This is a genomic window from Streptomyces sp. NPDC040589, assembly GCF_055594445.1.
In genome coordinates, this window is sequence record NZ_JBVIWP010000001.1 from 1,327,813 (window position 1) to 1,352,240 (window position 24,428).

A 24,428-nucleotide genomic window follows, 5' to 3' on the forward strand; every position below is an offset into this window, starting at 1 on the left:
CCCTCAGTCCCATTCCAGGCCGCCGCGCCGCCATACGTACGCGTACGCGACGAAGACGGTGAGCACGAAGAGCAGCATCTCCACGAGCCCGAAGATCCCCAGGGCATCGAAGGTGACTGCCCAGGGGTAGAGGAAGACGATCTCGATATCGAAAATGATGAAGAGCATCGCCGTCAGGTAGTACTTGATGGGGAAGCGCCCGCCGCCGGCCGGCGTGGGGGTCGGCTCGATTCCGCACTCGTAGGCTTCGAGCTTGGCCCGGTTGTACCGCTTCGGCCCGATCAACGTGGCCATGACCACGGAGAAGATCGCAAAGCCTGCCCCGAGGGCTCCCAGTACGAGGATGGGCGCATACGCGTTCACCGCTCCTCGCTCCTCTCAGTCGGCACTGACTGCTGGCGGTTTGCATCAGGCTCACTTCCGCCCCGTCCGTCCCTCGAACCCCGCCCGCCCCGGCGAAGATCGGGAACATGTGAAGCAGGTCACAAGCCCAACCGCGTGCATCTTATGCCTGTCTCTCTGTGATCTGCGACACGGGGTATTGCTCAACCTTTGTGATCTCCACCACCTGACGAAGGATCATGAAGTCGGATGAGCGGTGATCTTCGCACGCGAAGCGTCCGGGTGATCACTAGACGTGACATTTTGCCTAGTCAGCGCAGGCCAGAGGGGCCGTCTCAATATCAAGAGGGTTCCCTTGCATGCAAATTGGCGATGGACTCGATCTCTTGATAGAGGCCGCGTTCACACATCAGAGGGCATGTGGAGCGGGGTGTGGACGTGTGCACGCGTTCACGATCTTCGCGAGGGCGTAACCGGGTCGTGATCTACGGCGCCCGACGCGACCGCCGGGGCGACCGTTCCGTGACCTCCGTCACACTGATGAGAGAGTCATGAGAACGGGGCTTGGCCAATCAACGCAACCGGTGGTAGGTGCGGGGCAATTCGGGCGTATTGATCAAAGACCGTGATCACAGCCTGGTCACAGTGCGCCCGCAATGTCCGTTACGGCGTCAATAAAGGGCCTCGTGAGGGGGTTTTGGGGGCCCGATTGAGTAACTGTGGCGCAGCACACGTTTCTTGAAGATATGAAGGAGCCCCTGGTACCGGTTATTCCCATGTCCCACACCGCTCACATACGCAGCCACCGGAAACCCCGCCGCAGTGCGACCTCGACGATCGCCATGCGTGCCGGAGTCGCCGGTGGCGTCCTCAGCCTGGCAGCGGCGGGTGCGTCGGCCTCGGCGAGCGCCGCCGAGCCGGTGACGCAGACCATCGAACTGCCCACCCTGACGGCCGACATGGCCACTCAGGTCGCCCAGTCCGCGGCCGCCACCCAGCAGGCGGCCGCGAACTACGAGCTGCGCGCCGAGCGTGACGCCGCCGCCGCCAAGGCCGCCACGGAGGCCAAGCAGGACCTCGCCGAGGCGAAGAAGAAGGCGGAGGCCAAGAAGAAGGCCGCCGAGGAAGCCCGCAAGGCCGCCGCCGAGCGCGCCACGCGCAGCGCCGAGCGCGCCACCCTCTCCGCCTCCGCCTCCGCGTCGACGTCGACCTCGACGACCGCGCCTGCCAGCGGCAGCGTCGCGACCGTCATCGCCTTCCTCAAGGCACAGGTCGGCGACGCCTACGTCATGGGCGCCACCGGTCCCAGCGCCTGGGACTGCTCCTCCCTCGTGCAGGCCGCGTACAAGCAGGTTGGTGTGGACCTGCCGCGCGTCTCGCAGGACCAGTCGATGGCCGGCACGGACGTGCCGCTGTCCAGCGTCCAGGTCGGCGACATCCTCTACTGGGGTGGCAAGGGCTCGGCGTACCACGTGGGTGTCTACATCGGAGACGGCCAGTACCTGGACGCGGCCAACCCGTCCAAGGGCGTCGTCATCCAGGACCTGTCGGGTTACCCGGCGTCGGGCGCGGTGCGCGTCCTCTGACGTCACGCACACGGGTTTGAGGGCCGCTGCCACTGATGGCAGCGGCCCTCCCGGCATGTCCCCACCCCTCCTGCGGTGTGTCCGCACCCCCTCCTGCCGCCCTCACGGGCCGTCTCCCGGCCTTTCGGGGGCGCGGCGTGCCCGGGAGTGGGGCGAGCCGCGGCGCAGTGCTCAGACGGCCCTCTGGCCCCTCCGGCCGTCCCCACGCCCGGCGGTCCGGTGTGGCCGGACTCTTCCTGGGACGGGCAGCAGGGCTCTGCTGTGATGAGTGCCGGTCACCACAACCGACACCCGAGGAGAGCCAAGTGCCCAGCGTCTTCGTGCAAGGACGGCCCGTCGACTCCTACCCGCGGCTCGCGCCCGAGGCCCGGCAGGGGAAGGTCCGGCGGATCACCGAGGTCGGCGAGGAGGTCCTGCACAAGCCGTGCCGGGACGTCACCGAGTTCGGGCCGGACCTCGCCGCCCTCATCGACGACATGTTCCTGACGATGTACGTCGCGGACGGAGCCGGACTCGCGGCGAACCAGGTCGGTGTCGACCTGCGGCTGTTCGTGTACGACTGCCCGGACGACGACGGGGTGCGGCACGTCGGGCACATCGTCAACCCGGTCCTGGAGCCGCTCGACGCCGCCCACCGGAGGCTGCTCGACGAGGGCGAGGGGTGCCTGTCGGTGCCGGGCGCCACGATGGACGTACCGCGGCCGGACCGGGCCGTCGTGCGCGGATTCGACAGGGACGGCGAGCCGGTCGTCATCGAGGGCACGGGGTACTTCGCCCGCTGCCTCGCCCACGAGGCCGACCACTGCGCCGGGCGGCTCTATCTGGACCGGCTCTCCAAGCGGGAGCGGAAGGACGCGCTGCGGCAGGTGGCGGACCGGCGGGACGAGGTGCTCGCGCGCCGGGCCGCCAACGTCGAGGCGCTGAGTGCCTGAGCGGGCACTCTTGCCGCGGGCGTGATCAGGCCTTCGGGGCCACCTTGCTCAGCCCGTTGATGATGCGGTCCATCGCGTCGCCCCCGGTCGGGTCCGTGAGGTTCGCGAGGAGCTTCAGCGTGAACTTCATCAGCATCGGGTGCGTGAGACCGCGCTGCGTGGCGATCTGCATGACCTTCGGGTTGCCGATGAGCTTCACGAAGGCCCGGCCGAGCGTGTAGTAGCCGCCGTAGGTGTCCTTGAGCACGCGCGGGTAGTGCTGGAGCGCCATTTCGCGTCGGCCCGGGGTGGAGCGGGCGTGGGCCTGGACGATGACGTCGGCGGCGATCTGGCCGGACTCCATGGCGTAGGCGATGCCCTCGCCGTTGAAGGGGTTCACCAGGCCGCCGGCGTCACCGACGAGCAGCAGGCCCTTGGTGTAGTGCGGCTGGCGGTTGAACGCCATGGGCAGGGCGGCGCCGCGGATCGGGCCGGTCATGTTGTCGGGGGTGTAGCCCCAGTCCTCCGGCATGGACGCGCACCAGGCCTTCAGGACCTCGCGCCAGTCCAGCTCCTTGAAGGAGTCGGAGGTGTTGAGCACGCCCAGGCCGACGTTGGAGGTGCCGTCGCCCATGCCGAAGATCCAGCCGTAGCCGGGCAGGAGCCGGTCCTCCCCCGGGCCCCGGCGGTCCCAGAGCTCCAGCCAGGACTCCAGGTAGTCGTCCTCGTGGCGGGGGCTCTCGAAGTACGTCCGTACGGCCACGCCCATCGGGCGGTCCTCGCGGCGGTGCAGGCCCATCGCCAGGGAAAGGCGCGTGGAGTTGCCGTCGGCGGCCACGACCAGCGGCGCGTGGAAGGTGACTTCGCGCTTCTCCTCGCCGAGCTTGGCGTGCACGCCGGTGATCCGGCCGGTGCGGTCGTCGATGACCGGGGCGCCGACGTTGCAGCGCTCGAACAGCCGGGCGCCCGCCTTCTGGGCCTGCCGGGCGAGCTGATCGTCGAAGTCGTCGCGCTTGCGGACGAGGCCGTAGTCGGGGAAGGAGGCGAGATCAGGCCAGTCGAGCTGGAGGCGCACTCCGCCGCCGATGATCCGCAGGCCCTTGTTGCGCAGCCAGCCGGCCTCCTCCGAGATGTCGATGCCCATCGCCACGAGCTGTTTCACGGCGCGCGGGGTGAGGCCGTCACCGCAGACCTTCTCGCGCGGGAACGCGGTCTTCTCCAGCAGGAGGACGTCGAGTCCCGCCTTGGCGAGGTGGTAGGCGGTCGTGGAGCCGGCCGGCCCCGCGCCCACGACGATCACATCGGCGGTGTTCTCGGAGAGAGGCTCGGTCACGACGGTCACGGCGGGATCTCCCCAAGCTTCGGAATCTGTGTGCCGGCCGGCACAGGACATGGGCAGTCTATGCAGCGGTATCGATCACCTGCCGAAGGGATGCCTCCGTGAACCCAGTCCTCCCCGCTGTGCGACTGCGCGTGCCCACCCACGAGGACGCGTTCGCCTGGCACCGGATCTTCGACGACCCGGACGTCATGGAGTTCCACGGCGGAAAGGCCGCCGAACTGTCGGTCTACGAGGAGCTCACCGCCCGCCAGCGCCGGCACGACGCCGAGCGCGGCTACTGCCTGTGGACCATGCTCGACGAGTCCGGGAGGGTCATCGGATTCACCGGCGCCCAGCCCTGGGAGCGGGACTGGGGGCCGAAGGGGGAGATCGAGATCGGCTGGCGCCTGGGCCGGGAGCACTGGGGCAAGGGGTACGTCACCGCGGCCGCGCGGCAGACGCTGGAGCGGATGCGGGCTGCCGGTGTACCGGGCGTGGTGGCGATGGTCGACGCCCGCAACAGCCGGTCCATCGCGGTCACACGGCGGCTGGGAATGCGCCTCGCCGAGACGTTCACGACGTCGGCCTCGGAGCGCGCGGGGCACTGCTACCGGCTCGACCTCTGAGGCGACCTCCGAGACGACGGCATCACACTGCGTAGTCGACTGTCACAGAAAGACATCCGTCGCTTCCGGCCGGTACGGGGCGGGAGTTACCCTTCCTGTACCGCTGGGGGTGACATCTGTGCAGATATCCCGCAAAGCACCCGAAGTGCGCGTACCGCGTCTGGTCGGTCTGATGGCCGTGGACGCGCGCGAGACGGCCCGGGCGCGGGGCCTGTTCCTCAACGCGCCGGACCGGCCCGACTTCCATCTCGCCGTCGTCGACTACGTCGTACGCCAGTACCCGCAGCCCGAGGCCGAGGTGCCGCGGGACTCGATGGTCTACGTGTGGTTCGACTTCGGCCCCGGTGAGGGCGGCGGAGGCGTGCACGAGCCGCGGATCCCGAGACCGCCCAGGGGCGGCCTGCAACGGGAGCTGGACGAGCCGGGCGACCCGTACATGGTGCTCAGCTCTCCGTAGGACGCAGGGCCCGGAGGGTTCAGCTCTCCTTGAAGCCCCGGTGCAGGGCCACGATCCCGCCGCTCAGGTTGCGCCAGGCCACCCGCGACCAGCCGGCCTTGCCCAGCCGCTCCGCCAGCGCCGGCTGGTCGGGCCAGGCGCGGATGGACTCGGCGAGGTAGACGTAGGCGTCGGGGTTGGAGGACACGGCCCGGGCGACCGGCGGCAGGGCGCGCATCAGGTACTCGGTGTAGACGGTGCGGAACGGCGCCCACGTCGGGTGCGAGAACTCGCAGATCACGATCCGCCCGCCGGGCCGGGTCACACGCTGCATCTCCCGCAGGGCCGCGTCCGTGTCCTGCACGTTGCGCAGCCCGAAGGAGATGGTGACGGCGTCGAAGGTGTCGTCCTTGAAGGGGAGCCGCGTCGCGTCGCCGGCGGTGTAGGGCAGCCAGGGTCGGCGCTCCTTGCCGACCTGGAGCATGCCCTGGGAGAAGTCGCACGGGACGACGTAGGCACCGGTCTGCGCGAAGGGCAGCGAGGAGGTGCCCGTGCCCGCCGCCAGGTCCAGGACCTTCTGCGCCGGGCGCGCGTCGACCGCCTTGGCGACCTCCTTGCGCCATCGCCGGTCCTGGCCGAGGGACAGCACGTCGTTGGTCAGGTCGTACCGTTCCGCCACGTCGTCGAACATCGAGGCGACTTCGTGCGGCTGCTTGTCCAGGGATGCGCGGGTCACGCGCCCATTCTTGCAGTACGCCCTCAAAGGGCCTCCGAGGGTCCTCAAGGGACCTCCGAGCGACCTCACGGCAGGAGCCTGGGCCTCTTCCGTGCCGCCACGTCCTCCACCCACCCGCACAGCAACACGAACACCGCGATCAGCACCCAGCCCACACCGAACATGAACCACTGGCTGTCCAGCGGCAGGTACGCCTCGAAGGCGGGTACGTTCCAGAGCTGGTCGATCAGCGGTACGGCGAGGATCAGGGCGATCTCGTGCCAGAGGTAGAGGGTCACGGCCCGGGCGTTGAAGACGGTCACGAGCCGGTCCAGCCGCCGGAACCGGGCGAGTCCCGCGAAGTCGGTCCGGAAGCGGGCCTTGGCGTACATCAGCAGCGTCACGAAGCCGGCCGACCAGAAGGCCTGCGCGAGCGGGTTCTCGTCGAGGTCGTACGTGCCGTACTCGGCCTGGTGCGCGAGGGCGTACCAGCCGCCGAACGCGAGAGCGGCCGACGCGAGCGGGAGCAGCGCGGCGGGCTTCAGCCGGGCCAGGACGCCGTCGTGGTGCGCGAAGCCGAGGAGCCAGCAGAACAGGAACGTCGCCAGGTCCCACAGTGCGGCGCCGAGCCGGTCGTCCGGCGGCTGCCACACGAACTGGAAGGCCAGGACCGGTCCCAGGGACAGCAGCAGCACGGGGACCGGAGCGAGCCGGAAGAGCCGCAGCAGGAGCGGGGAGAGCAGCACGAACCACAGGTACGTCCGCAGGTACCAGAGGATCTCCCAGGCCTGCTCGCCCCAGGCGTTGCCCGGCGGGTCGCCGAGTGGCACCACCCAGTAGACGATCTGCCACCCCGGCATCCAGCCGTGCACCAGCATCCCGCCGACCACGAACACGCCCCAGAACCAGAAGGGCGGCAGCAGCCTGCGGACGCGGCTTCTGATCACCGTGAGCGCGGGGCGCTGGAGGGACCTCGCCATGAGGGTGCCGGCCAGGGCGAACATGACCCCCATGGAGGGGAAGACCAGCCCGGCCCAGGCCCAGCCGAAGGTGTGGTACGTGACGACGCGGACGAGGGCGACGGCCCGCAGGGTGTCGAAGTAGCGGTCCCGCACCGGGCGGGCGACGGCCTCCGGGAGCACCCGCTCGGCCGTCCTGCTGTGCGCCCCCATCAGCCCGCCCCCGCCGGGGTGCCGACCTCGCCGGTCCGTTTCAGCTTCTGCCAGCGCAGCCGGCCGCCGGTGAGGGCGGTGACGCAGGAGTGGATGAGGACGAGGTACATCATCTGGCGGTAGGCCAGTTGCTGGAGCGGCATCATCAGCAGGTAGCGGTACTTCTCGCGGTCCAGGCGGAAGGCGTACGCCGCGCACACCAGCTGGACCCCGAGCACCGCGAGCCAGGCCAGCAGCGCCGCCTTGAAGTCGATGAAGATCATCGAGTAGGCCGTGAACACGTCGATGAGCGGGGCGAAGACCGGCGTGACGATCTGGAACAGCACCACCAGCGGCATGCCGACCCGCCCGAAACGCCCCGAAGGCCCCTTGTCCGTGAGCGACTTGCGGTGCTTCCACAGCGCCTGCATCGTGCCGTACGACCAGCGGTAGCGCTGGGACCAGAGCTGCTTGAGGGAGCCCGGCGCCTCGGTCCAGGCGCGCGCGTGCTCCTGGTAGACGACCCGCCAGCCCGCGCGGTGCATCGCGATGGTGATGTCGGTGTCCTCGGCGAGGGTGTCCTCGCTCATGCCGCCGACCTGGAGCACCGCCTCGCGGCGGAAGGCGCCGATCGCGCCGGGGATGGTCGGCATGCAGCGCAGCAGGTCGTACATGCGCCGGTCGAGGTTGAAGCCCATCACGTACTCGATGTGCTGCCAGGCGCCGATGAGGGTGGTGCGGTTGCCGACCTTGGCGTTGCCCGCGACCGCGCCGACCTCCGGGTCGGCGAAGGGCTGGACGAGCTGCCGTACGGTGTCCGGCTCGAAGACGGTGTCGCCGTCCATCATCACCACGATGTCGTGGGAGGCGCCGCGCACCCCGTTGTTGAGGGCGGCCGGCTTGCCCGCGTTGGCCTGGCGGATCACCCGGACGTCGGGCATGCCGAGGGACTCGGCGATCTCGGCCGTGCCGTCCGTGGAGCCGTCGTCCACGACGATGATCTCGATCGGATGCGTGCTCCGCGCCAGCGAGTCGAGGGTGTTGGCGATGCACTCCTTCTCGTTGTACGCCGGGACGATCACGCTCACCGGCCGGGTGACCGTCGGCCCCCAGCTGAAGCGGCGCCTGTTGCGCCGGCGGTAGTGGCGGCGGGCGAGGACGAGCATCATCCCGAAGCGGCCCATGACGGCCACGCCGACCACCATCAGTCCGACGGACAGGGTCGGCACGGCCCACTCGGCGACCGCCACGGCCGCGACCAGGGCCTTGCCCTCGTAGAGGATCGCGCCGGTGGCCTCGCGGTGGGCGGCCTGGAGACGGGCCCCTCCCTCGGCGGCACCGGGGGCACCGGCCGGCGCCTGTCCCCCGCCGGCCTGTCGCTGCTGTTGCTGCTCCATGACGCCGCTGATGGTGGTGAAGGTGTACCCCTTGGCGCGCATCTTCTCGATGTACTGCGGCAGCGCCTTGATCGTCTGCGAGCGCTCGCCGCCCGCGTCGTGGAAGAGGACCGACGCGCCCTTGTTCTTCTCCGGCGTGGCCCACTGGACGATCTTCGAGACGCCCGGCCGCTTCCAGTCGTCGCTGTCGGTGTCGACGAAGACGCTGGTGTAGCCGTCCTGGCCGAGCTTCTTGTAGACGGGCCAGCTGTAGTTGTCGATGGCGTCCGTCTCCGAGGAGTAGGGCGCCCGGAACAGGGTGGTCGTGATGCCGGCCGCGCCCGCCAGCGCGAGCTGGGTCTGCTCCATCTCGCGCCGGACCCGGGCGTCGCTCTGGTACGACAGGTCGACGTGCGTGAAGGTGTGGATCCCCACCTCGTGGCCCTGCTCGACCATGTCCGACACGATGCCCGGGTAGCGCGACACCATCGAGCCGACCAGGAAGAACGTGGCGGGCACGTCGTACTTCTCGAGGATCGCCAGCACCTGGGGCGTCCAGGTCGGGTTGGGTCCGTCGTCGAAGGTGAGCGCGATCGTCTTGTCCGGGACGGAGACGGTCGTGGCCTGTCCGCCGCGGAAGGTGACGATCGGCCCGCCGTCCAGGACGTCGTCCGGTACGTCGCTGGAGCCGGCCCCGGTGCGCACGCGCTGGTCGCCGCCGACCTCGGCGCGCAGATAGCCGTCGAGGAGCATCACGCAGATCAGCGCGAGCAGGAGCAGCAGGGCGAGGATGACGCGCGGCCTCTGCAGCGCGGCGGCCTTTCCGGCGGCCCGCTCCATCCGGGAGGGGGCGCGGCGGCGGCCGCGGGAAGGGGTGGTCGTGGTCATACGGCGGCCCCCGGTCAGTTGGCGCCCGCGGCGGCGGAGGCCGACGGGGACGTGACGGACGGGGACGTGGCGGAACCGGCGGTGCCGTCTTCGGTGACCTGGGGCAAAGCCGACGGGACACCGCTCGGCGGGGCGGCGCCCGGGCCCCCCGGCCCGTCGCCCTGCGGCCCTCCGTCCTGCGGCCGGCCACCGCCGGGCCCGCCGCCCGCGAACGGCAGCAGCTGCGACGGTGTGAGCGAGGTGCCCCAGCCCATGAAGGCCGCGCCGAGCACGGCCGCGTACCCGAGGCAGACGATCCCCAGGAGGAGACCGATCCGGCGCAGCAGCCGGGCCCGGCGTCCGGAGTTGTCAACGAACACGGGCCCTTCGGCGGACTCGTTGCCGCGTTTGCGGCGGCGACCGCGGGTGACGCGGCTTTCGATGGCAGGCTCGGAATGCATTCCCCGGACATTAGGCGGCCTTTATGTGCCATAAACTTGGGTTCTGATGTGAGAGACCCATGAGAAACGACCGAAGCTGTCCTTTCTCTGAGAGTTTTCGGGAACGCCTGCGGAACTCGATCTGAGCGCCCATCATCGTGAGACGTTTGCTGCCGGGAAACGTACTAGGGGTTTGGAGCTTTATGACCTCACGAGAACGGGAGCGTGCGCTATGAGGAGTCACCGGAAGCGGGCGGCGGTCGGACTGGGCTGTCTGCTCGCCCTGGCCACCGCGGCCTGCTCCGAGCAGGGCGAGGCGGCCCGCCCGGCGCCCCCGGCGTCGGCCGCGCCCAGTGCCTCGTCCTCTGCCGGGTCCGAGTCCGACTCCGAGTCCGATACCGGCACCGGCACCGGCACCGGCACCGGCACCGCGTACGCCCCGTACGTCGACGCCAAGGACGCCGCCGCCACCGACTCCGCGGGCTCCCCCACGACGTACAACCTGGCCTTCGTGCTGGCCGGCGGCAGCGGCTGCACCCCGCGCTGGAACGGCACCGACGCTCTCGGCGACTCGGCGGTGAAGTCCCGTATCGCGGGGCTCAAGGAGGACGGCGCTCAAGTCCGGGTCTCCTTCGGCGGCGCCTCCGGCAAGGAACTCGCGGCGGCCTGCGACAGCGCGTCGGAGCTGGCGGCGGCGTACGGCAAGGCCCTCGACGCGGCCGGTGCCACCCGGGCCGACTTCGACATCGAGGGCGACGAACTGGCCGACTCCGCCTCCATAGAGGTGCGTTCGAAGGCGATCGCGCTGCTCCAGAAGGAGCGTGCGGATCTGGAGGTCTCCTTCACACTGCCCGTCATGCCCACCGGACTGGGCAAGGACAGCCTGGCGCTCCTCGCCTCCGCCAACGACAAAGGCGTCCAGGTCGCCACGGTCAATCTGATGACGATGAACTACGGCTCCTCGTTCGACGGCGACATGGGCGGCTACGCCCTCGCGGCCGCCAAGGCCTCGCACACCCAGTTGAAGAAGGTCTTCGGCACGTCGGACGCGGCCGCCTGGCGGGGCATGGCGCTCACCTCGATGATCGGTGTCAACGACGTCGAGGGCGAGACCTTCACGCTCGCCGACGCCGCCGAGGTCCGTGCCTTCGCCGAGGGCAAGGGCATCGGGTGGGTGTCGATGTGGTCGGCGGCCCGGGACCGGCAGTGCGCGGACGGGGCGAAGACCGATCAGCCGGCGACCGACTGCAGTGGGGTGAAGCAGAGTTCGGGGGCGTTCGCGGAGGAGTTCACGGGCTGACGTGGCGTCAAGGGCCGTCGGCTCAGCGCCGCCGGTGCACCAGCCGCCCCGCGCACACCGTCGCGACGCACTCCCCCGCCTCGTCGAAGACGGCGAGGTCGGCCCGGCCGGTCGGGACGAGGGCGGTGCGGCGCCCACTCGGCAGGACGACGACGTCGTTGCGCTCGGCGGCGGCCCGGAGTTCCGCCGAGTCGACGTACTCCTCCAGGACAGCCACGGCACCCAGCTTCAGCACCGCGTGAACGCGTTCGCGCGGGCTCGGGGCGTCCGGGAGCGGGCCCTCGTGGACGCGGGCGGGGCCCAGGGTCCCGGGCCAGCTGCGCACCCGGGCCTTCGGGAACGCCTCGCGCACGTCGTCGAGTTTCCCGACGGCACCGATCCGGTCCCGTCCGACGACCACGGCGCCGTTCTTGACGGGATCGGAGTCCCAGGTGACACGGACCGCGTCCGCCGTGTGGATCGTCTCCAACTCTTCCCCGCCGCCGACTAGTTGGGGGCGAGCAGCTTGAGCTCGGGGTGAGCCGTGCCGCCCTCGATGGCCGTGGACGAGAAGTGCGAGACCACACGGTCGTCGGCGGGGTCGTTCGCCGGGTCGTCGTGCACGACGAGGTGCTCGTACGTGGTCGCCCGCTGGGCCGGCACCCGCCCGGCCTTGCGGATCAGGTCGATGATCTCCATCCGGTTGGAGCGGTGCTTCGCCCCGGCCGACGACACCACGTTCTCCTCCAGCATGATCGAGCCGAGGTCGTCGGCGCCGTAGTGCAGGGAGAGCTGGCCGACCTCCTTGCCCGTGGTCAGCCAGGAGCCCTGGATGTGGGCGATGTTGTCCATGAAGAGCCGCGCGATGGCGATCATCCGCAGGTACTCGAAGAGCGTGGCCTGCGTACGGCCCTTCAGGTGGTTGTTCTCGGGCTGGTAGGTGTACGGGATGAAGGCGCGGAAGCCGCCCGTGCGGTCCTGTACGTCCCGGATCATCCGCAGGTGCTCGATGCGCTCGGCGTTGGTCTCGCCGGTGCCCATCAGCATGGTGGACGTCGACTCCACGCCCAGTCCGTGCGCGATCTCCATGATCTCCAGCCAGCGCTCGCCGGACTCCTTCAGCGGGGCGATGGCCTTGCGGGGCCGCTCGGGCAGCAGCTCGGCACCGGCACCGGCGAAGGAGTCGAGCCCGGCGGCGTGGATGCGCTGGATCGCCTCCTCGACCGACACCTTCGAAATCCTGGCCATGTGCTCGACCTCGGACGCCCCCAGGCTGTGGATGACCAGCTGCGGGAAGGCCTGCTTGATGGCGGCGAAGTGCTTCTCGTAGTACTCGACGCCGTAGTCCGGGTGGTGGCCGCCCTGGAACATGATCTGGGTGCCGCCCAGCTCGACCGTCTCGGCGCACCGGCGCAGGATGTCGTCGAGGTCGCGCGTCCAGCCCTTGTCCTTGGCCTTCGGCGGGGCGTAGAACGCGCAGAACTTGCACGCCGTGACGCACACGTTCGTGTAGTTGATGTTGCGCTCGATGATGTACGTCGCGATGTGCTCGGTCCCCGCGTACCGGCGGCGGCGTACGGCGTCGGCGGCGGCGCCCAGCGCGTGCAGCGGGGCGTCCCGGTACAGCACGAGCGCCTCGTCCGGGGTGATCCGCCCACCGGCGGCTGCACGGTCGAGGATGGGCTGAAGGTCGGCCTTCTCGGTCACCGGGCGTCCCTTTCGTAAGGGTTGTGGACGGACCAGGCCAGCGTACGCCAGGGGTTGCGGGAACCGGACGTCAGGCCGTCGCCGGGGATTGCGGGAACCGGACGTCAGGCCGTCGCCAGGGATTGCGGGAACCGGACGTCAAGCCGTCGCCAGGGATTGCGGGAACCGGACGTCAGGCCGTGTACGCGCCCACGAGCAGTCCCAGCAAGGCGCCCGTGATCAGGAACGGCCCGAACGCGATCGCCGTCTTGCGCGAGGCCCGCCGCGCGACGACCAGGGCGCCGCCGTACAGCGCGCCCAGCAGGAACCCGGCGAAGGTGCCGAGCATCACGGTCGGCCATCCGTACCAGCCGAGGACCGCTCCCGTGCCCAGGGCGAGCTTGACGTCGCCGAAGCCCATGCCGGCGGGGTTGATGAGGAACAGCACGAAGTAGCCGCCGCCCAGCGCGAGCGAGCCGAGCAGGGCGGTCGTCCACTCCCCCGCGTGCTCGGGCACGAGCGCGGTGAGGCCGAGCAGGGCGAGCGCGGCCCCGGCGAACGGGAGCGTGAGCGGGTCGGGCAACCGCCGCACCCGGAAGTCGACGGCCGTCAGCAGGACCCCGACGGGGGCGAGCAGCAGCCAGACGCCGAGCTCGGGGCGGGTGCCGGTGGCGGCGGCGAGGGCGGCGCAGACGAGGGCGGTGGCGATCACCAGAGGTGTCGTGCGCGGACCGTATCCGGCCTCGTCACACTCCGGGCAGGCGGCGCGTCCCAGCCAGCCCTTGAGGGCATGCCCGCCGGGACAGCTGTCGCGCCACGGCTCGCCCGCCGGGGCCGAGAAGCGATAGGCCGCGCGGGGCAGGAACGACCCCGCCGCCGCGCCCCAGAGCGCGGCGGCGATGATCAGCAGCCCGGTGTTCATCCCACCGCGGCGATCGCGTCGCGCCACGTCGGCAGCAGCTCGTCGAGCAGTGCCTCGGTGCGCGGCGGCAGGCCCCGGGCCCCGCTGCGGCCGATGAGATCGGTGGCGAGCGCGGTGAGCTGGGACGTGTCGCCCGTGGCGTGGGTGGCGCGCAGCAGCTCGTGCCACAGGCGCTCGTCGGCCGGGGCGGTGCGCAGGGCCGCGTTCAGGGCCTCGATGGCCTTCTCCGCGCGGTCCCTCTCCATGTGGAACTCGCACAGCGCGAGCCCGGTGTCCGCGACCAGCAGCGGCAGCTGGGCGTCGACGATCTCGTGGGTGAGCCACCGGTAACGGCCCTCGGGCCGGTCGGCGAGCAGCGGCCCGCGCACCAGCACGAGCGCGTCGGTGAGCAGCCGCCCGCGCACGGCCCGGCTGTCGACGCCCTTGCCCTGCGTGGCCTCGTGGTAGAGCGAGCGCAGCACGTCCAGGTCGGAGACGACGGACTTGGCCAGCGTGAGCCGCCCCGTCCCGTCCCGGCCGAGGCGGGGCGTGCCGTCCGGGTCGGCGCCGAGCCACACCCGCAGCCGGTCCAGGAGCGCGTCCCGTACGTCGTCGGTGACGCCGCGCGGCCACAGCGCGGAGGCCAGCACGCGCGGGTGCACGCCCTCGCGGTGCAGGAGCAGCAGGGCGAGCGCCTCGTGCAGCAGCGCGCTGCGCTCCCCGTCCGGGGTGTCCAGGCCGATGATCTCGTACGGCCCGACGAGACGGGCGTAGACCGCGGGCCGCCCGTGCTCGCTGATGTCGACGAGGAACGGCGGGGTGGTCACGGGTCCGTTCGTCTCACGCTCGGGGTCGGCGTCGGTGAACAGCTCGACCACGGCACGCTGTTGGGCGGCGGGCAGCAGCTGGGCGTCGAGTTCGAGCCCGAGGAGGGGCGCGAGCAGCTTGCCCTGGCCGGTGATCTCCATCTCCCAGGCGGCGCCCGGCAGATCGCCGGTCTCGGTGCCGACCAGGTAGCCGATGCCGAGCCGGCCGGCGTCGGCGGCGAGTTCGGCGAGCTTGACGGCGTCCTCGGCGGACGGCTGGGCGGCGAGCAGGACGAGGTGCGGGGCCCAGCGGGTGTGCTGGGCGGGCCCGGTGCGGCCGGTGAGCACGGAGTCGTGCCCGGCCGCGCCCAGCGCGCCCCGGCGCTGCCGCGTCTCGGCCTCCATGGTCTCGACGAGCGCCTCGATGTCCTCGAGGTGCCGGATCCGGTTCGGGGCGAGCGGCGTCAGGTCCTCCCCGAAGCCGACGAGCGTGATGGTCATGCGGTCGGACCACCCGTTGGTCGCCAACTCGGCGGCGACGGAAGCGAAGACGGCGGCCCGGTCGGCCTCCCGGCCGCTCAGCGAGACGATGCCGGGCACCGCCTCCAGGTTGAGCAGCAGCCGCGAGTCGTCCATGGTGCCGAGGCTGACGAGCCCCGGGTACGGAGCGGCCGTGTCGACGTCCTCGTAGCGCTCGGCGTCGGTCCTGGCCAGCATCCAGAAGGTCTGGTCCTGCCCCTGCTGCCAGGGGGCGGGCGGCTTCCCGGCGGGCTGGGCGAGCTGGAGGTGGAGGTCGCCGTTGCTCAGCCAGGCCGCGTACACGACCGGCAGCGCCCGCGACTCCTCGGCGAGGGAGGCGGCGAGCCCCCGCAGGCTCCGGTCGAGCAGCCGTACGCCCTCGGGGTCGGCGCCGACGAGCAGCGCGTCCTGGACGTCCTGGGCGTCCCCGGTCGGCGTGGGCGGCTCCATGCCGCGCCGCCCGCCGACGGCCCCGAACGCCGACTGCCACAGCGCCTGCCGGCGCCGCCGCCCCAGGGCGCCGAGGAGACCGGCGGCGAGAAGGGGAGCGGTGAGAAGGGCTTCAGGAAGGCCGAAGGAGCTGTCGGACTCGGCGTCGACGCTGGTGGCCTGCTGGTGACCGGTGTCCGGGGCGGGCCGCTGCTCGGGAAGGGACACCTGGGAGGCGCCACCACCGGCGTGTTCGTGCCCACCGCCCTGGGCGCCGGACCCCCCTCCGCCTTGGGCGTGATCGCCGCTCTGGGCGTAGTCGCTGATCTGCTGCTGCACATCGGGCGACACGTTGGGAGCCTCGTCGGGCATCTCGACGAGGTCGCCGCCGCGCGCGTCGCCCGGCATCTCCATGATCCAGCCGGGCCGGATGAGACTGGCTTCGGAGAGCTTGGACCCGTCCGGCTGGACGCGGTCCTTGTTGAGCTCGAAGATCTCCTTGTAGCGACGCCCGTCACCGAGGTGCCGGTCCGCTATCTCCCACAGGGAGTCGTGGTGACGCCCCTCGGGCGGCTGGATCCGGTAGTACTTCGTGTCGCCCTGCTTGGCGGTGCTGCCGCCGGCCTCCGCGTGGGAGGCGGCGTGCGAGGCCTGCTCGGCGAGGGCGGACGCGGTGTCGGCGGCCTGCTCCTGCTGCTGGGCGAAGAGACCGCCCGGGGTCTGCTGGGCCGAGGCGACGGTGGGCTTCTGGTTGGCGTCGTAGCTCTGCCCGAGCTGCGAAAGACCGGGCGCGAAGCTGGCGGCCGTGGCGCCGACGAGCAGCAGCGCGGCGACGAGCTGCCGCGCGAGCAACTGGCTGGGCCCGGCGCCCGGTACGCGCCCCGGCACGCCGACACCGGACAGCGCGGCCTTCATCTCGACGAGCACACAGGCGGTGAACTGCGCCCACGCCAGCCACACCACGACGGTGAGGATGTTCAGGAACGTCTGGACGGTGATCTCTTGCTGCAGCCAGTCGAGGCTCGGCACCCCGTTCGGCAACGGCCACCCGATCTGCGTGGCCAGCGCGCCCGGCACGCCGACAAGCAGAACGGCCAGAGCGAGGAAGGCGAAGAACGCCTTGACGAAGTCCCCGAACGACCGTCGCCGGATCCTCACCGGTTGCGGCGTCCGATTCCTCGGGGCCGTCGTCGGGCCGGTCGCAGGGCCCGTCGCTCCCGTCGTACTTCCCGTCGAGCTTGACGAGCTTGAGGTGCGGCGTCGCGGCATGGCGGGTGTCCTGGGGTCGTGTGTGGAGTGCGGTGAGGCCGAGCGTGAAGTAAGGGGTGTGCTGAGCCTACAGAGATCTTATGGACTCTTATTGAGGTCGTCGAAGGGTGGAGGGGAGGAAGCGCGTTGACGTCCGGTTTGCCCCCGTAGCCGCTCGGGCCAGCGCGGGCGGCCGGGCCGCCCGGATCACCCCCTTCGCAACTGCCACGCACACCCCTCACGCACTCCACACAATCCACCACGGCCACTCAAGGGGCCACACACGGCCCCTGATAGCTTCGTTCCCTGTCGCACACGCCAACCTCGGGGGAGAACCGTGGCCCGCCGCGCTCTGACCACCACAGCTGCCGTGTTCGCCACGACGGCAGCACTTCTGCTCACCGCATGCGGCGGGGGCGGCGATGACAAGTCGTCGGGTGACATCAAGGGGGCGGACGGGGGTTCGAAGAGCCCGTCGGCCTCCGCGTCCGGCCCTGCCGAGGCCGACCGCCCGGACGTCAGCGTGCCGAAGGACCTGAAGCTGGTCTTCGACTTCGACCAGCCGTCCGACACGAAGCACGCGGCAGCGCTTGCCGACGCCGAGAACTACATCCGCGCGCTGAAGCACGGCATCGCCGAGCAGGATGTGAACGATCCGGCGTATCGGTTCTACTCCGGCGCACAGGCCTCGCAGTACGCCAAGTCGCAGATCGCGTCCTGGGTCAAGGGCGGCTGGACCGTCACCGGGACGGACAAGTACTACGACGAAGACATCACCCCCCTGAACGACAGCAAGAGTCTCCTCGTCTCGTTCTGCAGGAACCAGGCCAAGTTCTACGGCAGGGAGATCAAGTCCAAGAAAGTCCTCTACACCGAGGAAAGCCTGGACAGTTACCAGTCGTGGAAGCTGCTCATGATCCCCCCGTCCGGCTCCTCGAAGGTCTGGAAGACCGGCAACGTCGAGGTCATCGGCAAGGCGAAGCAGTGCCGATGACGACACCTTCACGGCGGACAGTGGGGTGGGGTGCCGCCGTGGGCGCGGCCGCGATGCTGTGGACCGGCGGTGTCGCCCATGCCGACGCACCCACGGAAGACACCACCACCCCCTCGACTCCCCCTCCTTCGGGCAACGCGAACGACCAGGAAGTCTCCGCTTCCGTCACGTCCTCCCGGATCAAGGTCACGCAGAAGAGCGGCCCCACCGGTGGCAACAGCGGCGCCATCTCGTCGACGGACGCGACGTGGGAGCCCCCGCCCTGCTGGTACGAGCCCGTCTACACGCCGGAGCAGCTCAAGAAGTTCTCGGAGACGGGTGTCGCTCTCGGGTATGTGAGCCCCCACGCGTCGTGGGGCGGCCAGAGCCTGTGGCAGGACCATTACCGGGACGGCAAGGACGCCTACAATTACGAGGACGAGTCCCTCATCACCCGCAAGGGTTACGACAACTACAACCTCGGCAAGGACGGCTACTTCTGGCGCGGCGTGGCCCGCGACCCGGACTCCTACGACTGTGAGCGCGTCATGTTCTGGCAGGACGCCGGCGAGATCCCCGACGTACCGAACGCCCCCACGGCCGAGACACTCGCCGACTACGCCTACGACAAGGTCAAGGTCCCGGACACGAAGGTCGAGCTGAAGCCGCAGGCCAAGTCCACGGTCAATCTGCCCACTTGGGTGTGGCTGGACAAGGGCACCTTCCAGGACGTCAAGGTCCGCGCCGAACTCCCGAACACGGGCCTGTGGGCGGAGACGACCGCCAAGCCCGTCGCCCTCCACCTGGAGCCGGGCACGGACGACGCCGAAACCTTCCCCGCCTCCGGCGACTGCCAGATCAACGACGACGGCAGCATTGGCACCCCGTACACCAAGGGCAACGCCGACAAGACCCCACCCTGCGGCCTCCGCTACCTCCGCGCCACCAACGGCACGCCCTACCAACTCTCCGCCAGCGTCACCTGGCAGATCAGCTGGGAGGGCTCGGGCGGCGCGAACGGCGACCTCCCGGACGGCACGTTCGAAACGACCCAGGACATGAACGTCCAGGAGATCCAGTCGATCAACCGCTGACTACCGGACCCCACGTCGTTCGCAACTGCCACGCCACACTCCTCACCTTCCCCACACAATCCACCCCTGCCTCTCAAGGGCCAAATCTCCTCCGCTGGTAGCTTCGTTCTCTGTCGCGTACACCGAAACTACGGGGGAGATCAACTGTGGCCCGCCGCGCACTGACCACCACCGCCGCCGCGTTCGTCACGGCGGCGGCGCTGCTTCTGACCGCCTGTGGCGGGGGTGACGATTCGTCGTCGGACGACATCAAGGGGGCGGACAGCGCATCGAGCAGTCCGTCGGCCTCCGCCTCGGCGTCGGCCGACGTCGACCGGCCTGACGTGAGTGTGCCGGACGACCTGGACCTGGTCTTCGACTTCGAGAAGCCGTCGGACCAGGACAGCGCGGCAGCCCTTGACGACGCCGTGAACTACATCCGCGCGCTGAACCACGGCATCACGAAGCAGGATCCGGAAGACCCCGCCTTCCAGTTCTATGCGTCGGGCCAGGCCGCCCAGTACGCGCACTCGCAGATCAAGGAGTACGCGGACGGCGGTTGGACACTCACGGGCAAGGACCGCTACTACCAGGCCGAAATCGACCCCGTCGACGAGTCGGAGAAGGTCAAGACGGTCAACGTCACCTTCTGTGAGGACCAGTCCAAGGTCTACGGCAAGGAAGTCAAGTCCGAGAAGGTCCACCGCACGAAGGAAAGCCTCGCCAGCTACCAGAAGTTCACCATCCTCATGACGTTCGTGCAGGGCAAGCCGGTGTGGCGCGCCCAGCAGGTCACCGTCGAGGGGAAGGCGGAGGAATGCCGAGGCTGACCGCATCCAGGCGGAGGCAGCTGATCGTGGCCCTGGCGGCGGGATCCCTCGTCTGGACCGCCGGCCCGGCTCACGCCGACAAGCCGGTCCCCGGCCAGGCCACACCCCCTCCGCAGGGCGGCTCCGACGGAAAGGGAGGGCTGTCGGCCTCCGTCTCCAACATCAAGCTCTCGTATCCCAGCGGCGGGGGTGGCGACGGCAAAGAGGGGAACCTCGGCACGGTCGACCCCAACTGGAAGCCGCCTGCCTGCTGGTACGAGCCCGCCTTCTCTCCGGCGCAGTTGAAGAAGTTCGTGGACACGGACAGTGGCGGTGATGTCGGTATCCACGAGTCCTGGTGGGGCAAGGGACTCTGGACCGACCACTACCGCGACGGCAAGCCTGCGGAGAACTTCGACCTGCGCGCGTCGAAGAACAGCACAGCCGAGGGATACAAGGACTACAACCTCGGCAAGGACGGCTACTTCTGGCGCGGTGTGGCACCGGACCCCAATGCCTCCGACTCCTGGGACTGCGGCCGGATCATGTTCTGGGTCGACGCCGGCGAAATGCCGGACGACCCGAACGCGCCCACCCCGAAGACGCTCGCCGAGTACGCCTACAACAAGGTCAAGGTCCCCGAGACGAAGGTCGACCTGAAGCCGGAGGCGAAGTCCACGGTCAACCTTCCCACTTGGGTGTGGCTGGACAAGGGCACCTTCAAGGACGTCAAGGTCCGCGCCGAACTCCCGAACACGGGCCTGTGGGCGGAGACGACGGCCAAGCCGATCGCCCTCCACCTGGAGCCGGGCACGGACGACGCCGAAACCTTCCCCGCCTCGGGCGACTGCCAGATCAACGACGACGGCAGCATCGGCACCCCGTACACCAAGGGCGACGCCAAGAAGACCCCGCCGTGCGGCATCCGCTACCTCCGCGCCACCAACGGCACACCCTACGAACTCTCCGCCAGCGTCACCTGGCAGATCACCTGGCAGGGTTCCGACGGCTCCGACGGAGACCTCCCCGACGGCACCTTCGAGACCACCCAGGACATGAACGTCCAGGAGATCCAGTCGGTCAATCGCTGACTACCGGGGCCGACCGCACCGTTCGCAACTGCCACGCCACACTGCTCACCTTCCCCACACAGTCCACCCCTGCACCTCAAGGGCCCAATCCCCTCCCCTGATAGCTTCGTTCCCTGTCGCGTACACCGAAACTACGGGGGAGACCAACTGTGGCCCGCCGCGCACTGACCACCACTGCTGCAGCGTTCACGACGGCGGCGCTGCTTCTGACCGCCTGCGGCGGGGGCGACGATTCGCCGTCGGACGACATCAAGGGGGCGGGTAACGGCTCAAGCAGCCCGTCCGCATCCGCATCCTCCGCAGCACCCGGCGTCAAGCGCCCGGTGATCGAGCTCCCCAGCAGCTTCCAGCTGACTTTCGAGAACTGGACGAGCAGCGACCCTGTGGAGCAAGCGGTACTCAACGACGGCAAGGAACAGCTCCGGGCGGGGTACGAGGCGATCATCGAGAACGATCCCGACAGCAGGAACCGGGCCTTCTACGACACGAAAAACGGCTTCTTGCAGAGCCAGCAGTGGATCAGGACCTACACGGACAAGAACCTCACCGTCATCGGCAAGTTGCCCGTGTTCGACCCCAAGGTCACCCTCGCCAAGGACAAGGCAGCGGCATCCCTCTCCTACTGCACCGACGAGAGCAAGGGCTCCACGAGGAACCGCAAGACCGGTGAGGTCAAGGGGAACCCGGCGGGCACGGACCCCGAGGTCCTCTACGTGATCTCCATGGGCAAGAACGCCCAGGGTGTGTGGCAGGCAGTGTCCGCCCACTCGGAGAGGGGTGGTTGCGCACAGTGAGGCGTCACACGTCTCCCGGCCTTGACGTGCGATAGGTTCGACACGCGTTCTGATACAGACGTTGCAGGTGTTATGGGGGAACACTCGTGTCACACAGGCCGACCGACTGGCACATACTCGACCTGGACCAGGACCCCACGCCAGGCGACCCCCAACGCATCCGGAAACTCGCCGGAACCCTGCACGAGTTCGCCGACGATGTCGCCGACGCTCTGCGCGATCTGAAGGGCATCGCCAAGGAGGACGAGATCCTCTCCTGGGCGGGGAAGACGGCGGACGTGTTCGCGGAGGAGTTCGCGGACGCACCCAAGAAGCTGCGGAAGCTGAAGAAGTCGTACGACCTGGCCGGCGACGCCCTCGCCTCCTTCTGGCCCGACCTCGAGACCGCTCAGGACAAGGCCGACAAGGCGCTTCGCGACGGGCGGAAGGCGCGCGCCGAACTCACCACCGCCCAGACGGCACTGTCCGGCGCCGACGACTGGGTACGGACGGCGACCGAGAAGGCCGACTCCTACGACCCTTCGAAGAACGGCGGCAAGGACGTCCCCAAGCCGGACGAGGACGAGGTCCGCCGCGCCACCCGCAACGCGCAGCACGCCAAGGCCCGCCAGACGGCGGCCGAGCAGAACGTCCAGACCGCCCAAAGCGCCCTCGACGCGGCCAAGAAGCTCGCCGGTCAGGCGCAGCGGATGCGGGAGGACGCGGCCCGGCGCACGGTCACGAAACTGCAGGAGGCCTCCGACGCCGGGATACCCAACCGCCATTGGTGGGAGGAGATCGGCGACTGGGTCACCGACCACTGGGACGAGATCGTCACCATCTGCAAATGGGTCGTGACCGTCGTCGGCATCATCGTAATGATCATCGGCGGCCCGCTCGGCTGGCTCGTCTTCGCAGCGGCCCTCGTGGTGCTCGCCGACACGCTGAGAAAAGTCATCAAGGGGCAAGCCGGGTGGGGTGACCTGCTATGGGCGGCTCTGGATTGCATACCAGCCACAAAGGGCTTCACCAGTCTCGCGAAGCTCGGGAAACTGTGGAAGGCCGGAGGCCTCAAGGCACTTGGCACCGGCGCTATGAAAGGGATCGGTGGCGGGCTCCTCAAGAAGGTTCAGCAACTCCGTTCAGGAGAAGGCCTTCGCTCAATCTACCGCCCCTTCAAGGGCTCCAGTCGTTTGTTTGGCGGGACGATCCCCTACCGCGCCCTCTCTCCCAAGTCTCGCCAATTGGCCAGGGACCTCACGAAAGGTCCCGTGAACATCACCCCCAACGAGGTGAACGTCTCACATATGGCCGAACTTCAGAAGTTCCATGGCGTCGAGCACGCAGTAGTGCAGAACGCCGCCGGAGAGATGCGCCTCTTCCAGGGTGATGAAGTGACCACGATCATCCCCAAGGAGCTGAGGGACGAGGGTTACAAATTCACCGTGCACACTCATCCCGAAGACCGGATTCCCGGTCCACCCGATGAGATGGAAGCGGCGCGAGGAATGAAGAACAGCATGAGCCGGGACCTGGATAACAAGCGGACACCACACATGGAAGCTGTCATCAGCCGGGACGGGAACGTGCGCTTTTTCGACAACAACGGAGTGCTCGACCTGCCCCAGGGTACCTACCCTCCGGGGGGCCCGATCGGTGATCGCGGCGGAATCATTCCTGTTGCAGGCCTACGATGAACGCCTCCATCCATCCGAACCGACCCGACGGGCGCACGAACATGCCGGACATCAACGAATGCCAGATCTGCGGAGCACCGGCCCCTCCGATTCCTGGACAGAGCGACGGAGTCGCCGGGTATCGCCTGATTCGGGACCCGTGGTCCGCGACTCCTTCGTTCCTTGACGGCAACCTGCACTTCTCCTGTCTGGAGGAGTCGGGCAAGAGCTCTGACTTCTATGCCGAGTTCACGCGGATGACGCAAGCAGGACACGAGGAAATCGAGAGCCTTGACGGCTCGCCGCCTCCCCTTACGAGAATGGGCCTCGCCATGACCCAGATCTTCTCCGGGGCGGAATGCACTGTCTTCCAGAGCGGTGTGTCCGACCGGTGGATGGTGGTGAAGCGGACAGGGCCCTGGTTCCGGCTGAGCCACGAAGACCTCTTGAATATCGGGCGAGGCCAGGTCCCCCGGTCCCCTGCCGAGGTCATTCCGTATCGGCTACCTGTCGATCTGGGGAACGAGATCGGCGAGTACGGCCTTCACGAGATGCTGGACGCGCTCGGCGTCGCCGATCGTTACGCTCCAGAAAGCGAGCTGGAGGGCATCGAATACGAGTACGTCGACTACTACCCCCCGAAGCTGCTCCTCGAGTACGCCGTCCGAGCGCCCCTCTCCATCCCGCGGGAAGCGCACGCGTTCCTCGCCGACTACATCGAGAGCTACATCCCCGTCAGCTTCGAGGACGAGGAAGACGTATGACGACACAGAGTGTGGTGCCGGCCGGCCTGTCCCTCTCCGTCCCGGACTCATGGTGGGAGTTCGACATCCGCCCCGAAGGTCGCGAGGCGACCATCCGCGCCCTCGTCGACGAGCGGGTGCGGGAAACGCCCGAGTTGGCGCCCTACCGCGCCGATGTGACCGGCATGCTGCGGAAGATGGCCAAGGACGCGCACGACTCCGGTGCCCTGTACATGGGCTGCATGGCGGAGAACTTCGAGGGCATCCCGCTCTCCGCCACCGTCACCCTCTCCGTCCTCGGCGCCAAGAACAAGCAGGGCGTCGCCCTGTCCACCGATCCTCGTGCCATCGCCGACAGTCTGCGTGCCATCACACCCCGGCGTGAGGGAGACGCCTGGCGCAAGGTCACGACCGTCGAGATTCCGGAAGTGGGTCCGGCCGCGCGCACGTACGGCGTCGAGGACGTGCCCGTCGCCGAAGGGGACAGCCGTACGCTGCGTATGGTGCTGACCCAGACGTACGTACCCGTCCCGGGAACCGCCGACCAGGTCGTACTCATCTCCGGGGCCAGCCCCGTGCTGGACCTGGCCGAGGCTTTCCATGACATCTTCGACGCTGTGACGAGCACGTTCCGTTTCATCTGAGTCGTCT

At 69.2% G+C, this 24,428-nt stretch carries 23 protein-coding genes; 13 read left to right on the forward strand and 10 right to left on the reverse strand.

What is annotated here, in order from left to right; translation table 11 throughout:
- Window positions 1-3 precede the first annotated feature (3 nt).
- Window positions 4-363: an NADH-quinone oxidoreductase subunit A gene (locus tag ACZ58V_RS06105; protein ID WP_003974383.1), complete on the reverse strand. Its 360-nt coding sequence runs from the start codon at window positions 361-363 to the stop codon at window positions 4-6.
- A 725-nt stretch (window positions 364-1,088) separates the two neighbouring features.
- On the opposite strand from ACZ58V_RS06105, the gene ACZ58V_RS06110 reads away from it, so the two are divergent.
- Window positions 1,089-1,928, forward strand: coding sequence for a C40 family peptidase (locus tag ACZ58V_RS06110; protein ID WP_471288751.1), 840 nt, complete (start codon window positions 1,089-1,091; stop codon window positions 1,926-1,928).
- A 305-nt stretch (window positions 1,929-2,233) separates the two neighbouring features.
- The gene (def, locus tag ACZ58V_RS06115; RefSeq protein ID WP_468186674.1) at window positions 2,234-2,860 is read left to right on the forward strand and encodes a peptide deformylase; all 627 of its coding nucleotides are present in this window, start codon (window positions 2,234-2,236) and stop codon (window positions 2,858-2,860) included.
- Between the two features lie 25 nt (window positions 2,861-2,885).
- On the opposite strand, the gene ACZ58V_RS06120 is transcribed toward def, so the two are convergent.
- Window positions 2,886-4,181 (reverse strand): geranylgeranyl reductase family protein, encoded by a 1,296-nt coding sequence (locus ACZ58V_RS06120; RefSeq protein WP_471288551.1) that lies wholly within the window; start codon window positions 4,179-4,181, stop codon window positions 2,886-2,888.
- Between the two features lie 98 nt (window positions 4,182-4,279).
- On the opposite strand from ACZ58V_RS06120, the gene ACZ58V_RS06125 reads away from it, so the two are divergent.
- Complete coding sequence (locus ACZ58V_RS06125) at window positions 4,280-4,786, forward strand: GNAT family N-acetyltransferase (protein ID WP_468186668.1); 507 nt, start codon at window positions 4,280-4,282, stop codon at window positions 4,784-4,786.
- A gap of 145 nt (window positions 4,787-4,931) precedes the next feature.
- Window positions 4,932-5,243 (forward strand): PASTA domain-containing protein, encoded by a 312-nt coding sequence (locus ACZ58V_RS06130; protein WP_189728562.1) that lies wholly within the window; start codon window positions 4,932-4,934, stop codon window positions 5,241-5,243.
- Window positions 5,244-5,262: 19 nt separating this feature from the next.
- Here ACZ58V_RS06130 and ACZ58V_RS06135 read toward each other — a convergent pair whose 3' ends face one another.
- The 4 genes from ACZ58V_RS06135 to ACZ58V_RS06150 all read right to left on the reverse strand — a co-directional run bounded on the left by ACZ58V_RS06135 (window position 5,263) and on the right by ACZ58V_RS06150 (window position 9,792).
- A complete protein-coding gene (locus ACZ58V_RS06135; protein WP_468186664.1) occupies window positions 5,263-5,958 on the reverse strand; it encodes a demethylmenaquinone methyltransferase in 696 nt (231 codons plus the stop codon).
- Window positions 5,959-6,023: 65 nt separating this feature from the next.
- The gene (locus ACZ58V_RS06140; protein WP_471288553.1) at window positions 6,024-7,109 is read right to left on the reverse strand and encodes an acyltransferase family protein; all 1,086 of its coding nucleotides are present in this window, start codon (window positions 7,107-7,109) and stop codon (window positions 6,024-6,026) included.
- A complete protein-coding gene (locus ACZ58V_RS06145) occupies window positions 7,109-9,352 on the reverse strand; it encodes a bifunctional polysaccharide deacetylase/glycosyltransferase family 2 protein (protein WP_471288554.1) in 2,244 nt (747 codons plus the stop codon). The genes ACZ58V_RS06140 and ACZ58V_RS06145 overlap by 1 nt, the downstream gene beginning before the upstream one ends.
- A 14-nt stretch (window positions 9,353-9,366) precedes the next feature.
- A complete protein-coding gene (locus ACZ58V_RS06150) occupies window positions 9,367-9,792 on the reverse strand; it encodes a hypothetical protein (RefSeq protein ID WP_471288557.1) in 426 nt (141 codons plus the stop codon).
- 211 nt (window positions 9,793-10,003) lie between these two features.
- Between ACZ58V_RS06150 and ACZ58V_RS06155 the strand changes: the two genes are divergently transcribed.
- Window positions 10,004-11,071 carry a chitinase gene (locus ACZ58V_RS06155; protein ID WP_471288558.1) on the forward strand — a complete coding sequence of 356 codons (1,068 nt, stop codon included), beginning with the start codon at window positions 10,004-10,006 and terminating at the stop codon, window positions 11,069-11,071.
- Window positions 11,072-11,093: 22 nt separating this feature from the next.
- Here the strand turns inward: ACZ58V_RS06155 and ACZ58V_RS06160 are convergent, their stop codons facing one another.
- The 4 genes from ACZ58V_RS06160 to ACZ58V_RS06175 all read right to left on the reverse strand — a co-directional run bounded on the left by ACZ58V_RS06160 (window position 11,094) and on the right by ACZ58V_RS06175 (window position 16,549).
- A complete protein-coding gene (locus ACZ58V_RS06160; protein WP_468186651.1) occupies window positions 11,094-11,540 on the reverse strand; it encodes a hypothetical protein in 447 nt (148 codons plus the stop codon).
- 17 nt (window positions 11,541-11,557) lie between these two features.
- The gene (mqnC, locus tag ACZ58V_RS06165) at window positions 11,558-12,757 is read right to left on the reverse strand and encodes a cyclic dehypoxanthinyl futalosine synthase (RefSeq protein ID WP_468186648.1); all 1,200 of its coding nucleotides are present in this window, start codon (window positions 12,755-12,757) and stop codon (window positions 11,558-11,560) included.
- Window positions 12,758-12,929: 172 nt separating this feature from the next.
- A complete protein-coding gene (locus ACZ58V_RS06170) occupies window positions 12,930-13,658 on the reverse strand; it encodes a prepilin peptidase (protein WP_471288560.1) in 729 nt (242 codons plus the stop codon).
- A complete protein-coding gene (locus ACZ58V_RS06175; RefSeq protein ID WP_471288562.1) occupies window positions 13,655-16,549 on the reverse strand; it encodes a BTAD domain-containing putative transcriptional regulator in 2,895 nt (964 codons plus the stop codon). The genes ACZ58V_RS06170 and ACZ58V_RS06175 overlap by 4 nt, the downstream gene beginning before the upstream one ends.
- A gap of 427 nt (window positions 16,550-16,976) precedes the next feature.
- On the opposite strand from ACZ58V_RS06175, the gene ACZ58V_RS06180 reads away from it, so the two are divergent.
- The 8 genes from ACZ58V_RS06180 to ACZ58V_RS06215 all read left to right on the forward strand — a co-directional run bounded on the left by ACZ58V_RS06180 (window position 16,977) and on the right by ACZ58V_RS06215 (window position 24,421).
- On the forward strand, window positions 16,977-17,633 hold the full coding sequence (locus tag ACZ58V_RS06180; RefSeq protein WP_468186640.1) for a hypothetical protein: 657 nt from the start codon (window positions 16,977-16,979) through the stop codon (window positions 17,631-17,633).
- A complete protein-coding gene (locus tag ACZ58V_RS06185; protein ID WP_471288563.1) occupies window positions 17,630-18,706 on the forward strand; it encodes a hypothetical protein in 1,077 nt (358 codons plus the stop codon). Before ACZ58V_RS06180 ends, ACZ58V_RS06185 begins: the two co-directional genes overlap by 4 nt.
- Before the next feature lie 146 nt (window positions 18,707-18,852).
- On the forward strand, window positions 18,853-19,515 hold the full coding sequence (locus ACZ58V_RS06190; protein WP_468186634.1) for a hypothetical protein: 663 nt from the start codon (window positions 18,853-18,855) through the stop codon (window positions 19,513-19,515).
- Window positions 19,503-20,585 carry a hypothetical protein gene (locus tag ACZ58V_RS06195; protein WP_471288565.1) on the forward strand — a complete coding sequence of 361 codons (1,083 nt, stop codon included), beginning with the start codon at window positions 19,503-19,505 and terminating at the stop codon, window positions 20,583-20,585. The genes ACZ58V_RS06190 and ACZ58V_RS06195 overlap by 13 nt, the downstream gene beginning before the upstream one ends.
- A gap of 149 nt (window positions 20,586-20,734) precedes the next feature.
- Entirely contained in the window at window positions 20,735-21,379 is a 645-nt protein-coding gene (locus tag ACZ58V_RS06200; protein WP_468186628.1) for a hypothetical protein, read from the forward strand.
- Between the two features lie 86 nt (window positions 21,380-21,465).
- Entirely contained in the window at window positions 21,466-23,055 is a 1,590-nt protein-coding gene (locus ACZ58V_RS06205) for a putative T7SS-secreted protein (RefSeq protein WP_471288566.1), read from the forward strand.
- Entirely contained in the window at window positions 23,052-23,798 is a 747-nt protein-coding gene (locus ACZ58V_RS06210) for a hypothetical protein (protein ID WP_468186622.1), read from the forward strand. Before ACZ58V_RS06205 ends, ACZ58V_RS06210 begins: the two co-directional genes overlap by 4 nt.
- Window positions 23,795-24,421 (forward strand): hypothetical protein, encoded by a 627-nt coding sequence (locus tag ACZ58V_RS06215; protein WP_405506976.1) that lies wholly within the window; start codon window positions 23,795-23,797, stop codon window positions 24,419-24,421. Before ACZ58V_RS06210 ends, ACZ58V_RS06215 begins: the two co-directional genes overlap by 4 nt.
- Window positions 24,422-24,428: the final 7 nt, after the last annotated feature.